This is a genomic window from Ruegeria sp. CH2, assembly GCF_056537065.1.
Genome location: NZ_JBQFQV010000009.1, coordinates 54748 through 68529 on the forward strand (window position 1 = coordinate 54748; position 13782 = coordinate 68529).

The 13782-nt window shown below is 54.7% G+C and carries 11 protein-coding genes; 7 read left to right on the plus strand and 4 right to left on the minus strand.

Translation table 11 applies throughout. From position 1 onward, the window contains the following. Window positions 1–36: 36 nt before the first annotated feature. Together ACR0M9_RS13245 and ACR0M9_RS13250 are read right to left on the minus strand one after the other, a co-directional pair. Window positions 37–492 (minus strand): tripartite tricarboxylate transporter TctB family protein, encoded by a 456-nt coding sequence (locus tag ACR0M9_RS13245; RefSeq protein ID WP_480483463.1) that lies wholly within the window; start codon window positions 490–492, stop codon window positions 37–39. After that, window positions 489–2000 carry a tripartite tricarboxylate transporter permease gene (locus ACR0M9_RS13250; protein WP_480488014.1) on the minus strand — a complete coding sequence of 504 codons (1512 nt, stop codon included), beginning with the start codon at window positions 1998–2000 and terminating at the stop codon, window positions 489–491. The genes ACR0M9_RS13245 and ACR0M9_RS13250 overlap by 4 nt, the downstream gene beginning before the upstream one ends. Before the next feature lie 112 nt (window positions 2001–2112). Between ACR0M9_RS13250 and ACR0M9_RS13255 the strand changes: the two genes are divergently transcribed. Then, window positions 2113–3141, plus strand: a complete 1029-nt coding sequence (locus ACR0M9_RS13255; RefSeq protein ID WP_480773823.1) for a LacI family DNA-binding transcriptional regulator — start codon at window positions 2113–2115, stop codon at window positions 3139–3141. Between the two features lie 197 nt (window positions 3142–3338). On the opposite strand, the gene ACR0M9_RS13260 is transcribed toward ACR0M9_RS13255, so the two are convergent. Beyond that, window positions 3339–4124, minus strand: coding sequence for a DeoR/GlpR family DNA-binding transcription regulator (locus ACR0M9_RS13260; protein WP_480483469.1), 786 nt, complete (start codon window positions 4122–4124; stop codon window positions 3339–3341). Between the two features lie 203 nt (window positions 4125–4327). On the opposite strand from ACR0M9_RS13260, the gene ACR0M9_RS13265 reads away from it, so the two are divergent. The 5 genes from ACR0M9_RS13265 to ACR0M9_RS13285 all read left to right on the plus strand — a co-directional run bounded on the left by ACR0M9_RS13265 (window position 4328) and on the right by ACR0M9_RS13285 (window position 11698). Then, entirely contained in the window at window positions 4328–5275 is a 948-nt protein-coding gene (locus tag ACR0M9_RS13265; RefSeq protein WP_480488010.1) for an ABC transporter substrate-binding protein, read from the plus strand. Window positions 5276–5351: 76 nt separating this feature from the next. Next, complete coding sequence (locus tag ACR0M9_RS13270; RefSeq protein WP_480546022.1) at window positions 5352–6374, plus strand: quaternary amine ABC transporter ATP-binding protein; 1023 nt, start codon at window positions 5352–5354, stop codon at window positions 6372–6374. After that, window positions 6371–8362 (plus strand): ABC transporter permease, encoded by a 1992-nt coding sequence (locus ACR0M9_RS13275; protein ID WP_480773824.1) that lies wholly within the window; start codon window positions 6371–6373, stop codon window positions 8360–8362. The genes ACR0M9_RS13270 and ACR0M9_RS13275 overlap by 4 nt, the downstream gene beginning before the upstream one ends. Window position 8363: 1 nt before the next feature. Beyond that, window positions 8364–9245 carry a phosphotransferase gene (locus ACR0M9_RS13280; RefSeq protein WP_480483477.1) on the plus strand — a complete coding sequence of 294 codons (882 nt, stop codon included), beginning with the start codon at window positions 8364–8366 and terminating at the stop codon, window positions 9243–9245. An 8-nt stretch (window positions 9246–9253) separates the two neighbouring features. Then, window positions 9254–11698: a GcvT family protein gene (locus ACR0M9_RS13285; RefSeq protein ID WP_480773825.1), complete on the plus strand. Its 2445-nt coding sequence runs from the start codon at window positions 9254–9256 to the stop codon at window positions 11696–11698. A 225-nt stretch (window positions 11699–11923) separates the two neighbouring features. On the opposite strand, the gene ACR0M9_RS13290 is transcribed toward ACR0M9_RS13285, so the two are convergent. Continuing rightward, complete coding sequence (locus ACR0M9_RS13290) at window positions 11924–12403, minus strand: Lrp/AsnC family transcriptional regulator (protein ID WP_480773826.1); 480 nt, start codon at window positions 12401–12403, stop codon at window positions 11924–11926. A 99-nt stretch (window positions 12404–12502) separates the two neighbouring features. Between ACR0M9_RS13290 and ACR0M9_RS13295 the strand changes: the two genes are divergently transcribed. Then, on the plus strand, window positions 12503–13690 hold the full coding sequence (locus tag ACR0M9_RS13295; protein WP_480773870.1) for a diaminopropionate ammonia-lyase: 1188 nt from the start codon (window positions 12503–12505) through the stop codon (window positions 13688–13690). Window positions 13691–13782: the final 92 nt, after the last annotated feature.

Here is a 13782-nt window from a genome sequence, read left to right on the forward strand (position 1 = left end):
TTCCTCCCTATTTTGGTTCACCCGCATCCCTTGCGGTCAGAACAGAAATTCCCTTGGTGTGTAGACTTGCAGAAGCATGGCAAAGAGCCCGTACATCACCGCCACAAAGATCGCTGTGATGACACCGCGCTTGACCCAGGTTTTGGCTTCGGAATGTGGGTCTGGATCGTAAATCGACAGCAGAATGAAAAACGCGATTGCCGTTGCTGTGTAGAACCCCAGCGATTTGGACGCCCAGAAGACATAGATAAGGGTGACGAACAGGCCCGGCAGCATGTTGATGAACATCATGCGGGTCACGCCGTTGCCTACCTTGGACAATCCCATCAGCGCTTTGCCGAAGGTCCACCCTGCCAAAACCACAAAGACCGAAGCGATAAGACGCGGAAACAGAAATGCCTCGACCGGTTGTTGAGTAAAGCTGACCCAGGTTACCCAAAGTCCTACGGCAAAAACCAAACCCGACCCGATTATGTGTTGTGTGCGGTTCATGCCTGTGCCTCCTCTTTGGTGGTATAGCGCCGGTGGCGAAGTTCCATCCAAACCGAGTAGGCAATTGAAGCCAGTACAACGGCGATCAGCAGAAGATTCAATCCGCCCGTCAGGAAGTAAGAGGCCTTGCCGACGGTCGCGTCCGCGATCATTCCGCCCTGAATGAAGTTGGCTTCGGCAATCGGACCAAGGATCAATCCCAGTACCAACGGAGCAGCCGAGAATCCAAATCGTTCCAGAAAGAACATCCCAATGCCAAGGCACGCCATGACATAGACATCCCCCATCGAACTCTGAACCGAGTAGGCGCCGAAGACCGAAAGGGCCAAAACAACGGCCGCCATGACCGATTGCGGCACCTGCGCGACACGCGCGGCCAGACCAGCAATGTATAGGCCGAAGACGCACATCAGGACCTGGCCGATCAGCATGGAGTTTATGAACGTCCACGCAACGTCCGGGTGGTTGTCGAACAGATCCGAGCCCGGAAAAATTCCGTGAATCAGCAGCCCGCCCAGCAAAACGGCTGCGGTTGGGCTACCCGGGATCGACAAGGTCAACAACGGTACCAGAGATGGGCCCACCATCGCATTGTTGGCGGACTCCGCGGCAATTACGCCCTCGGAATGACCCGTGCCGAACTTGTCCTTCTCGGCTGAAAACTTCTTACTCTGATCATAGGCAACCAGCCCGGCAATTTGCCCGCCAACGCCTGGGATCAGGCCAATGATGGAACCTGTCAGTGTGCCGATGCTAAGTGCTCGGGTGCGGCTGAACAGTTCTCGCAATGCGGCCATGATCGAATGGCGCTGTACTTCGATGACTTCAGCACCCGTGTCGTGGCGTCCCTTTGCAAACATCGTCAGCACCTGAGGGATCGCGAACAGACCGATCAGCGCCGCGATAATGTTGATGCCGCCGCCCAGTGCAGGGTGAAAGATAAAGCGTTGCGCGCCCATAATGTCGTCGAAACCGACTGTCGCCAGCCACAATCCGATACAACCCGATAGCAAACCTTTGACCACGGATGCAGAATCCAGCGTGCCGATCACAGTCACCCCTAAAATGGCCAGCCAGAACAGGTGTGAGGGGCCAAACGCCAGCGCCCATTTGGCCAAAACCGGTGTCAGAAAGATCAATAGGAGCACACCGAAGATGCCGCCAACCGCCGAGGCCAGAAACGACAGTTGCAGCGCCCGCGCCCCTTGTCCCTGCTTGGCCATGGTGTGGCCGTCCAGAGTGGTGGCAATATTGGCTGGAGCGCCTGGGATTTTCAGTAGAATTGCACTCACCGCGCCACCAGCAACGGTCGAGGTATAGGCGGCTCCCAGCAAGATCAGCCCCTGTGCGGCCTCAAGCTGGAAGGTGAACGGAATCAAAAGGGCAACCGCCATCGTTGGTGACAAGCCTGGTGTCGCGCCCAGGATCAGCCCTCCGATCGTGCCGCCCAAAAGCAGCAAGAAGGACATCGGTGTGAACACATCCCCGAAGTAGTAAATGAATTCCATCCAGTGCCTCCCAACCCGTTTGTCTGCACTTTTGGTTTGTTGACAAATCAGGTTAGGGGATGAAAATAGTATTGCAAATGTTTTCATAAAATCGACCGAACAGGACAAAATTATGTCTAATTTTCAGCATGGTAAAGTCGATATCGTTGCAGTCGCAAAGGCCGCGAAGGTTTCACCGTCTACGGTTTCTCGTACCTTCAATCACCCTGATCTGGTCAGCCCTGCGACTCGCAAAAAGATCAACAGGGCAGTGCAGCGGCTCGGGTATATCCGCAATCGTGCCGCTCAAACAATGCATGGCAAACGGTCAGGAACGATTGGCCTGGTCGTACCAACTATCAACCATGCCATCTTCGCCGAGGTCATTCAGGCTTTTTCCGACTCTATCGACAAGGCAGGATTCAGCCTTCTACTGGCGTCGCACGGGTATGATCTAGATCGGGAATACGCGATGGTCCGCAAGTTTCTTGAACATCGTGTGGACGGCGTGGCATTGGTTGGCTTGGAGCATTCCGATGCCACCAATCGGTTGATCACGCAGCAGAAAATACCTGCACTTGCGATTTGGAACTACTCAAAGGATTCGGAACTTCCTTGTGTCGGGGCCGACAACCAGTTGGCCGGCCGTCTCGCAACAGAGCACCTGCTGGCCCTAGGGCATCGTGACATTGGGCTGATCTTTCCAAAGACCAGTGGTAATGACCGCGCGCAACATCGACTTTCCGCCGTGCACGAAGCGCTACAAAATATGGGTGTCTCCGTTCCGGGCGAGCACGAATCTGAAGCTCCTTACAGCGTTTCGCAGGCCAAGCAGGCTGCGCTGAACCTTTTGGCGGAAACATCTCGACTTACGGCTTTGTTATGTGGAAATGACGTCATAGCGCAGGGCGCTTTGTTTGCGGCCCAGAAACTGGGGTTAAACGTTCCCGGCGATCTTTCAATTATGGGCATCGGAGATTTCAAGGGATCGGCTGATGTTGAGCCGGGGCTCACCACCATTCGAATCCCCGCCGAAGCCATCGGTAAACTCGCAGGTGACAAGTTCACCGATTACATTACGTCAGATGAGTCGGAACATTTTAAAATTTGCTGCGAGCTGGATTGTGTTGTTAGAGGAACAACAGGTCCAGTGTCAGTATAATAGTCGGCATTGCCAACTTGTTTGCACATTCAGAACGGATGTGTCGCAAACTATGAGGCCCGGTTGACGAACATGCGCGATTTGACGTTTTCCCCATCGAATAGTTCGTTAACAGATTTCAACATGATCTCATTAAAAGGCTGCCATCTCCTCAAAGATGCAGTTTTGTAAGCTGGGTACATCTATCAGTTCTGACACTAGTCCGACCCTGCGATAACAACTTCGATTTCATTTTTGTCGAGCATGGCCAGGATGTTGGCAGGAGGAACGCGGTCCGTATACAAAACATCAATTCCGGCCATGTTATGGAGAGATATCGGAGCCCGCTTGTTGAATTTTCCGCTGTCGGCTACGACGATGCGCACCTGCGCATTTTCAGCTGCAGCACGCGCGATATTGGCCTCTTCAAGATCATGAAGCATGAAGCCCAAATCGCCATTCACGGCTCCAACCGAGAACACTGCCAGCTGTACGTTGAAACGCTTCACAAGATCCAATGCCTCTGCACCGAAAGCGCCCCCATCATGGGCGCGCAGTTCTCCACCCGCCAGAAACACCCGGTTGTTGTTGTGCTTTGACAACGTGTAAGCGACGAAAACCGAATTTGTAACTACAAACAGGTCTTTGTGTTTCCGTAGCGCAAGCGCGACGTAGGCGGTCGTCGAACCGATATCCAGAAATAGGGAATCCCCGTCGCTAATTGTATTTGCGACTGCCCGGGCTATTGCTTCTTTCGCATGTGCTTGCGTTCCCAAGCGGTTTTCAAAGGGTGGCTCTATGGCGTCTTCGCTAAGATGTACGCCGCCATGAACCTTCCGCACGATCTTGCGCTCTTCCAGCGCCTTGACGTTGCGCCGGATCGTTTCATTGGAAACATTCAGTTTTTGAGCCAGGAGGCTGACCCTGCACGATCCGCCCGCATGTTGCAGCTCGCGAAGGATTTCTTCTTCGCGCTGATTTGTGGTTTTTCGTGGCTTTAACATGCGACCTCCTGAAAGGGGGATACGGCAGTCATCCCAATAAAACAATATTACGCCCAATACGGTGCCGTTCGGGGCTTTTTGTGTGAATTATAACGAATAGTCGTGGCGAAGTGTGGTTTTTATTGACGTAGTTGTCAGATTGGCGCAGCATGGAAGTGTAATAAACGAAAAACACTCAAAAAGCCACATTCAGGGAGCACAACATGATCAGGAAATTCAATGCACTACACGCAATGGCATTAGTCGCTGGCGTAACTGCTTCGGCTTCTTGGGCCGCCGAATCGACGGACCCAATCAAACTGACGTTGCATGATTGGTCAGGGCAGCTGATCAACACCAAGATAATGGGATCAATCCTGCAAGAGGCCGGATACAACGTTGAATATGTACAGGCAGACTATATCGCTCAGTTTGCGGGCCTGAAGACAGGTGATCTACATCTGGCAATGGAAATCTGGGAAACCACCGGGCGTGAAGCGCTGGACGAAGCCACCGCCTCTGGCAATGTGGTGAACGTTGGTGAAACCGGTCTGATGGCGATCGAAGAATGGTGGTACCCGACTTACATGAAAGACCGCTGCCCCGGCTTGCCAAACTGGGAAGCTCTGAAAGACTGCGCAGGGGAATTTGCCACGGCTGAAACCTCGCCAAATGGGCGCTATGTCGGCGGACCCGTGACCTGGGGCGGTTTCGACGAAGAACGCGTCGAAGCGTTAGAGTTAGAGTTTGAAGTTGTCCACGCAGGCACGGATGCTGCGCTTTTTGCAGAGCTGGAATCCGCATATCAGCGCGAAGATCCGATCATGCTGTGGGTCTATGTTCCGCACTGGGCCCCGGCCAAATATGACGGTGAATTCGTGGAGTTTCCGCCATACTCGGCCGAGTGCTACAGCGACCCGTCCGTCGGTGTGAACCCGGCCTTGGCCTATGATTGCGGAAAACCGCGCGGTCCGATCTGGAAGGCTGCTTGGTCTGGCCTGCAAGAAAAGTGGCCGGGCGCGTATGACATCATCGAAGCCTATAACATCAATAACGACGAGATGAGCGCCATGGTCGGCAAAGCCGATCTGGACGGTGTGGATATTGATGCAGTTGTCGCGGATTGGATGGAGACGAACAAGGACCGTTGGTCTGGCTGGATCTCTAAATAATCTGCTTGGCCGAAGCGGTTACCCCGCTCTCCTCTACCGCTTCGGTCTTTTTCCGTCTTAGTCCCGGACACCACTGATGACTCCCACAACAAAACTGTCCTGCCGAAACGTTTGGAAGCTTTACGGTCCAAACGCCGAGACCCTTCTGGCGCAAAATCCGAACCCATCGGCAGATGACATTCGAAATGCGGGTGTGATCGGAGCGGTACGCAACGCCAATATTGAAATCGTTGAAGGTGAAATCTTCATCATCATGGGCCTGTCCGGTTCAGGCAAATCAACCCTGGTTCGTTGTCTGTCCAGGTTGATCGAACCTACAAGCGGTGAGGTTCTGTTCGACGACGCCGACCTGCTGCGCGCCAGCGAGAAAGAAATGATTGAAATCCGCCGGCACAAGATGGGCATGGTGTTTCAGCATTTTGCCCTGCTGCCGCACCTGACCGTATTGCAGAATGTGATGTTCCCCCTGACTATTCAGGCTACGCCCAAACACGAAGCCGACGCAAAGGCGAGAGACGTGGTGGAACTGGTCGGCCTGAAGGGGCGCGAGGACTACTATCCACGAGAGCTCTCGGGTGGTCAGCAACAGCGTGTGGGCATTGCTCGATCGTTGGTGACAGAGCCCGATCTTTGGTTTCTGGACGAGCCTTTTTCGGCCCTCGATCCGCTGATCCGGCGCGAAATGCAGGACGAATTTCTGCGACTCCAGGAACGGTTGCATAAGACTATTGTCTTTATCACGCACGACTTTGAAGAAGCCGTTCGCTTGGCCGACCGCATCGCCATTATGAAGGATGGTGAAGTCATCCAGATCGCCACCCCGGAAGAACTGGTGATGAATCCAGCGACAGAATATGTGGCTGAATTCACGCGCCATATTCCGCGCTCCAAGGTTTTGACGGTTGGTGGTGTAATGACCGTCGGCGCTGCAGGTGAAGGTGAGCCCATTGTGCAATCGACCCGCGTCTCGACCGTGGCGGAACGGATCATCGCCGCAGATGCGCCAATTCCCGTGACAGACAGCAATGGTCTGGTTATTGGCGCCATTGATCGCAAGGCTGTGGCCCATGTGCTATTCGGTGAAGGGGACGCGGTATGAGCCGCCTGTCCCGCAGTCAGCTCATCATTCTGCTGCTTGTCGGACTCACGATCCTGCTGGGGTATTTCGGCAGCAACCTGGGAAAAGCGCTCGATGCGCGTTGGATCACCAAATTCCCGTCAGCTTGGGTCGTCCCGTTCAAAACTTATATCTCATCTGCAATGTCCTGGCTGATCGAGGATGCTGCAATCGGCCCAGTTTCGTTCACCGACGTTACCCGCGCTGCTGCTTGGTTGATAGAACAGCCCTATGACCTTGTCTTGTCCCTGCTGGCCGAGGGTTTTGTCACCGGGCAAGGCAACGATGCGCAAGTCATCCTACCTGCGATCAGCTGGATTGTGGTTATCACCGCCGTAATAGCTTTGGGACAGTATTGCCGGGACTGGGGGTTGGCGGCGTTGGTCGGCGGCTGTTTCACTTATCTGGCCGTTTTTGGCCAGTGGGACAGCGCGATGGTAACGCTTGCCTCCGTCCTGATTGCGGTGCCGATTGGCGCGGGCGGCGGGCTGTTGTTGGGGATATTGGCCTATCGCCACCTGACTTTCGATCGCATTATCTCGCCCATTCTGGACCTGATGCAGACAATCCCGATCTTTGCCTATCTGGTACCAATTCTGTTCATGTTCGGCTTTGGACCGATTTCGGCGCTTGTTGCAACTATCATCTATGCGACACCACCCATGGTGCGGATCACCACGCTTGCCTTGAGAGCCGTCGACCCCGAGATTTTGGACTTCGGGCGCATGGCAGGCACGACGCAAAAGCAGTTGATGTGGCGCGTTTTGGTTCCTTCCGCCAGCCACAGTCTGATGGTAGGCGTCAATCAGGTGATCATGCTGACGCTGAACATGGTCATCATTGCCTCGATGATCGGGGCCGGAGGATTAGGGTTTGACGTCCTTGCCGCACTGCGCCGGCTGGACATCGGCGCTGGGTTCGAGGCCGGTATTGCCATTGTAGTTCTGGCCATTGCCGTCGATCGCCTAAGTCAGGCTTTTGCTGAGCGTATGGGGCAGGTACATCACGAGCTCCCCGGCTCGTGGATCACCCGCCATCGTCGGACAGTTCTGGTAATGATCCTGCTGATTTTGACCTGGGTTCTGGGACAGTTTTCACCCCTGTTGCTGGAATATCCTGAAAGCCAGACGATCACCACTGGCGGGTTCTGGGATGACACGGTCAAATACCTGAACATCAATTATTTTGACACGTTCGAGGCGATCAAGATCTTCTTCCTGACGTGGTTCATGATCCCGATCAAAACGGTTTTGCTGGGAATCCCATGGCCTTGGGCCATTGCCATGCTGACCTTGCTGGGTTGGCACGCAGGGGGCTGGCGGCTGGCGCTGCTGTGCGGAGGACTGGCGTCGCTGATCCTCGTGTCAGGACTGTGGGCCAAGGCAATGGTGACAGTTTATCTCTGCGGTGCCTCTGTGTTTCTTGCTACCCTGATCGGTGTTCCACTGGGTGTTGTGGCTGCACTGAACAAACGCGCCGGGACGGTGATCAACCTGTTGATTGATACACTGCAGACATTGCCCAGCTTTGTCTATCTGATCCCGGTTGTGATGCTGTTTCGCGTCGGCGATTTCACTGCGCTGATTGCCATAGTCCTTTACGCACTGGCCCCGGCCGTACGTTATGCGGCCCATGGCGTGCGCTCGGTCAGTGAGGAATTGATCGAGGCCGGATTGGTCTCTGGGTGCACACGCACGCAACTTCTGCGCCATATTCGCTTGCCCATGGCCCTGCCCGAAATCCTTTTGGGTATTAACCAGACCATCATGCTGGCGCTGTCCATGCTGGTTATCACCGCCCTCGTTGGCACCCGCGATCTGGGGCAGGAAGTCTACATTGCCCTGACAAAGGCTGACACTGGTCGAGGTCTGGTGGCAGGGCTGTCCATCGCATTCATTGCCATCATCGCTGATAGGCTGATCAACGCAAGCGCTCGTCAGGCACGCATCCGCTTTGGAATGGAGAGTTGATATGACCCAATCCGACCTGATGACCCGCATTCGCAAGCTACCGATCTGGCAGGGCGAGATCAAAGCCACCCCGTTGACGGGTGGGATTACAAATGTGAACTACAAGGTCACTGACAGCAGTGGATCCTATGTGGTGCGTGTCGGTGACGACATCCCTTTGCACCAGGTGATGCGCTTCAACGAACTGGCTGCCAGTAAGGCCGCCCATGCTGCAGGTCTGTCACCCGCTGTAGTGTTTTCGTCCAACGAATTAACAGTGCTGGAATTCGTCGAAAGCCGCACTCTGATCGAAGAAGACGTACGCGACCCCAGTATGCTGCCTCGAGTGCTGGAGCTCGTGAAAGCCTGCCACCTTGAGGTGCCCAAGCACCTGCGCGGCCCGTCGCTGGTGTTCTGGGTCTTTCATGTCATCCGCGACTATGCCGCCACCCTCACCGATCATGGAAGTTCGCATAAAGGCCTGATCCCTGAACTTGTGCAAATTGGAAATGATCTGGAAGCCGAGGCCGGGCCGTACGAAATCGTGTTTGGCCATAACGACCTGCTTTGCGGCAACTTTCTGGACGATGGCACCCGCCTGTGGCTGATCGATTTCGACTACGCGGGCTTCAACTCGCCATTGTTTGATTTGGGTGGGCTGGCCTCGAACAACTCTCTTTCCAATGAACAAGAGGACTGGGTTCTGGAAACCTACTTTCAGGCACCCGTCACCAACCAATTGCGTCATCGCTATACGGCGATGAAATGCGCCTCGCTGCTTCGTGAAACCATGTGGAGCATGGTGTCCGAGATCACCTCGGATATCGACTTCGACTATGCAGCCTACACAAGTGAAAATCTCGCGCGGTTTCGCACGGCCCTGACCGATTACAAAAACACCTGAGGACAGATATGACCGACCTTCCAAATACAGCCAAAGCCGTCATCATCGGCGGCGGCATCATCGGCTGCTCGACCGCCTATCACCTTGCCAAGCTCGGTTGGACCGACACGGTGCTGCTGGAGCGCAAAAAGCTGACTTCGGGCACCACATTCCATGCTGCGGGTCTGGTGGGGCAGCTGCGTTCGAACGCCAATATCACTCAGCTGCTGGGATATTCAGTCGATCTGTACAACAAGATTGAAGAAGAAACCGGTCTGGGAACGGGTTGGAAAATGAATGGCGGTTTGCGTCTCGCCTGCAACGAGGAACGCTGGACCGAGGTCAAACGGCAGGCCACCACAGCCCATTCCTTTGGTCTGGACATGCAGCTGCTAACCCCGAAGGAAGCGCAGGATCTTTGGCCGCTGATGGATATCGGTGACGTCATCGGCGCGGCGTTCCTGCCCACCGATGGGCAAGCAAACCCCTCGGACATTACCCAGGCGCTGGCCAAGGGAGCGCGCATGGCAGGCGCGAAGATATTCGAGGATACCAAGGCCACCGATCTTGAAATCGAGAACGGCAAGATCCGCGCCGTAATCACTGAACATGGCCGTATCGAATGTGAAAAGGTGATCGTGTGTGCCGGTCAGTGGACGCGCGACTTTGCCGCCAAGTTCGGTGTGAATGTGCCGCTGGTGCCAATGGAACATCAGTACATGGTCACAGAACCATTTGGTGTACCCGGTGATCTGCCTACCCTGCGGGATCCCGATCGGCTGACCTATTACAAGGAAGAAGTTGGTGGGCTCGTCATGGGCGGTTATGAGCCGAACCCAATCCCATGGGCGGTGAATGGCATACCTAAAGATTTCCACTACACCTTGCTCGACAGTAACTTCGACCATTTCGAACAGATCATAGAGCTGTCGCTGGGCCGGGTGCCAGCGTTGGAGACCGCAGGGATCAAGACCCTAACCAATGGTCCCGAAAGCTTCACTCCGGATGGCAACTTCATTGTAGGTGAAGCACCAGAGCTGAAGAATTTCTTTGTTGGTGCTGGTTTCAACGCCTTTGGCATTGCTTCTGGCGGTGGCGCCGGAATGGTGCTGGCAGAATGGGCCGCCAAGGGCGAGCCGCCCTTTGACCTGTGGTCCGCCGACATTCGCCGTTTTGGCCGCCCGCATTTCGACACCGATTGGGTTCGCACCCGAACAGTCGAAGCATATGGCAAACACTACACTATGGCCTGGCCTCATGAAGAACACGAGTCCGGCCGCCCCTGCCGCAAGTCACCGCTGTACGATACGCTTATGGATCAGGGCGCTTGCTTTGGTGAAAAACTGGGTTGGGAGCGTCCAAACTGGTTTGCCGACGCATCGCTGGGCGAGGCACCCAAGGACGAATACAGCTTTGGTCGCCAGAACTGGTTCGCTGCTGTTGGCCGTGAACACAAAGCCGCCCGAGAAGCGGCAGTGCTGTTCGATCAAACATCATTTGCCAAATTCGCGCTGAAAGGCCCCGACGCCCAGGCGGCGATGAACTGGATTTGTGCCAATGATGTGGACAAACCGGTGGGTGCGCTGGTCTATACCCAGATGCTGAATGATAAGGGCGGAATTGAATGCGACCTGACCGTGGGCCGCGTAGCGCATGATGAATTCTACATTGTCACCGGCACCGGTTTTGCCACCCACGACTTCGACTGGATCAGCCGCAATATTCCGGACGGGCTGAACTGCCAGCTGTTCGATATCACCTCCTCAAACGCAGTATTGTCGCTGATGGGGCCGAGGGCACGAGATATTCTGGCGGCAGTTACCCGCGACGATGTGTCGAATGACGGGTTCAAGTTTGGCACGATCCGGACAATCGGCATCGCCGGTTGCCCTGTCAGGGCACTGCGGGTGACATATGTGGGCGAGCTTGGCTGGGAACTGCACTTGCCTGTTGAATACGCGCAAACAGTCTATTCTGCGCTGATGCAAGCAGGGCAGCCACAAGGACTGGTAAATGCAGGCTACCGCGCAATTGAATCTCTTCGGTTAGAAAAGGGTTACCGGGCCTGGGGGTCCGATATCGGGCCCGATCACACACCGTTTGAAAGCGGTCTGGGATGGGCTGTGAAGCTGCGCAAAAACATAAACTTCAAGGGCCGCGCGGCAAGCGAGAAGCAAAAGGCCGAGGGCGTCAAAAAGATGCTGGCCTGCTTCACCGTCGACCCCGATGTGGTGCTGTTGGGCCGCGAAACGATATACCGGGATGGAGAACGGGTGGGTTGGCTAACGTCGGGAGGCTATGGCTATACAACCGGTAAATCCATCGGTTACGGCTATGTCCGAAATCAGTTCGGCGTCGATGCAGATTTTGTTACGTCCGGCACGTATGAGTTGGAGGTTGCGACCCAACGTGTCTCCTGCGACGTGACACTTCAACCGCTTTACGATCCCAAAATGGACCGTATCAAATCATAACACAAACTCCTGTTACCTGGATGAGGTTGGGGCAAATGTGTCCCAACCTCAATACCTCAGGAAACGTGGTTATTTTCCAGGTAAACCGAGAGGTATCTCGGCAGGATTTACCGCCCAGATCACCAGGTTTCTGGCAGATTTGGAATGCACAAGCACTTTGTTTCCAGTTCTCGCCGCGCAAAAGTCAAATACCCCGCCAGACTACATGCTCTGGAGAGGCACAAGTCAGATGTTCAACTGCATGGATGACTTTGTTCGGTCCATTGCAACGAATGTTCTGAACTTTCGGATGTTCTTGTTCGAAAAGAACAACCGTTGGGTAAGCTTTTCATATTCGGACATATCTCGAACGATAACGATCAGAACAAAATCCACTTCACCAGTAACATAGTAGCATTGCTGAACCTCAGGGGCATCATAGAAGCTTTTCTTGATTTCATCGATTTTTCCGCCAGTCTCGGTTTTTAGTTCGACTTCGACGAAAATGGTCAGCGGCAATCCCACGGCTGCCGGATCAATATGCGCTGACTGCGCGGCAATGACGCCCTCCGCCTCCATGCGTTTGATCCTCCGCTGCACGCTGGGCGCAGACAGATTCACGCTTTCACCGATTTGACGGTGCGGCACCGTATTGTCCTGCTGCAACACCCTAAGAATCGCGAGATCGAAGCTATCCAGACTTCCTGATAAATATTTTTGTTTCACGGCGACCTCATGCAAGTTTGCTTCAAAATTACCAGCAATTCAGAGCGAAAAGATCACTGACATTGAATTATATTTGCACCAACAATGGAAGGACCACAAATGCTCGCAAACTTTGAGACAGTCGGAATTGAAAGCCATACAGCCAAGCCAGGCTTTGGCCATGCCGCCACAGCCACCTTACCCCGCGAGGGATTTGACCTCGCACAGAGGGAAATTCAAAGCTGGAGTGGGTACAAAAGAGCGCCAATGCCGTCTCTTCAAGGTCTAGCCGAAGCACTGGATCTGGGCGCAGTCTATTACAAGCATGAAGGGTTAAGATTTGGCTTGGGCAGTTTCAAAGCACTTGGCGGCGCTTATGCGGTTCTGCGAGTATTACAGCGCGAATTAACCAAAAAGACAGGCCGTGAAGTCACTGCCGATGAGATCCGAAACGGCACCCATACTGCCGGAATTGCAGACATAACCGTCATTTCGGCGACAGATGGCAATCACGGTCGTTCAGTGGCTTGGGGTGCCCAGCGCTTCGGCGCGCCATGCCGAATTTACATTCACAAAGAAGTAAGCGCATTCCGCGCCGACGCAATGCGCCAGCTGGGGGCCGAAGTGATCAGGGTTGATGGAGATTACGACGCTTCCGTGGCACAGACCCGGACCGATGCAGCGGCACACGGTTGGTTGATTGTTTCAGATACTTCCTGGCCCGGTTACACTCAGGCACCTCTTGATGTCATGGCTGGTTACGGGGTCATGGCGCGCGAGATCGTGCAGGATTTGGCTTTGCCACCCACTCATGTCTTCCTTCAAGGCGGCGTTGGAGGCTTAGCGGCTGCCGTCACCGCGGTATTCCTCCACGAATGGGAGCAGAATGCGCCGCGCGTCATCGTGGTCGAACCTGAATTGGCCCCCTGCCTTTTTGCAAGCGCCCAGGCAAATCGGCCTACAGCCGTCGAAGTAGGCGAAGAAACCATAATGGCTGGGCTATCCTGCGGCGCGCCGTCCGAATTGGCATGGAACGTTTTGGAAGAGGCCGCCAGCGGTTTCATGAAAATCCCTGACCAGCTTGTGGCACCGGCCGTCCGCCTATTGGCAAACGGCGCTTTCGGAGATGAGCCAATCGAAGCCGGAGAAAGCGCCGTGGCCGGTCTGATTGGCTTGATCTGCGCGTCGATGCGCACCGACTTGCGAAAACAATTTCAAATTACGCCGCGATCCCGAGTGATGTTGATCGGGTCAGAGGGCGTCACAGATCCGCATGTTTTCGACCGGATCATGAATGATAGCAACTGACTTGCGGAAATGACCCGGCGTGGTATTCCCCCTTGGTGGAAGCCGCGCCCGGCTTCCACCTTCCGGCCACGCCGCCGGAGTTTACCGCTGTC

What these genes read in the sequence shown, in the direction of transcription:
- ACR0M9_RS13245 (WP_480483463.1), bottom strand. Translation starts at nt 492, where the DNA reads ATGAACCGCACACAACACATAATCGGGTCGGGTTTGGTTTTTGCCGTA.
- ACR0M9_RS13250 (WP_480488014.1), bottom strand. Translation starts at nt 2,000, where the DNA reads ATGGAATTCATTTACTACTTCGGGGATGTGTTCACACCGATGTCCTTC.
- ACR0M9_RS13255 (WP_480773823.1), top strand. Translation starts at nt 2,113, where the DNA reads ATGTCTAATTTTCAGCATGGTAAAGTCGATATCGTTGCAGTCGCAAAG.
- ACR0M9_RS13260 (WP_480483469.1), bottom strand. Translation starts at nt 4,124, where the DNA reads ATGTTAAAGCCACGAAAAACCACAAATCAGCGCGAAGAAGAAATCCTT.
- ACR0M9_RS13265 (WP_480488010.1), top strand. Translation starts at nt 4,328, where the DNA reads ATGATCAGGAAATTCAATGCACTACACGCAATGGCATTAGTCGCTGGC.
- ACR0M9_RS13270 (WP_480546022.1), top strand. Translation starts at nt 5,352, where the DNA reads ATGACTCCCACAACAAAACTGTCCTGCCGAAACGTTTGGAAGCTTTAC.
- ACR0M9_RS13275 (WP_480773824.1), top strand. Translation starts at nt 6,371, where the DNA reads ATGAGCCGCCTGTCCCGCAGTCAGCTCATCATTCTGCTGCTTGTCGGA.
- ACR0M9_RS13280 (WP_480483477.1), top strand. Translation starts at nt 8,364, where the DNA reads ATGACCCAATCCGACCTGATGACCCGCATTCGCAAGCTACCGATCTGG.
- ACR0M9_RS13285 (WP_480773825.1), top strand. Translation starts at nt 9,254, where the DNA reads ATGACCGACCTTCCAAATACAGCCAAAGCCGTCATCATCGGCGGCGGC.
- ACR0M9_RS13295 (WP_480773870.1), top strand. Translation starts at nt 12,503, where the DNA reads ATGCTCGCAAACTTTGAGACAGTCGGAATTGAAAGCCATACAGCCAAG.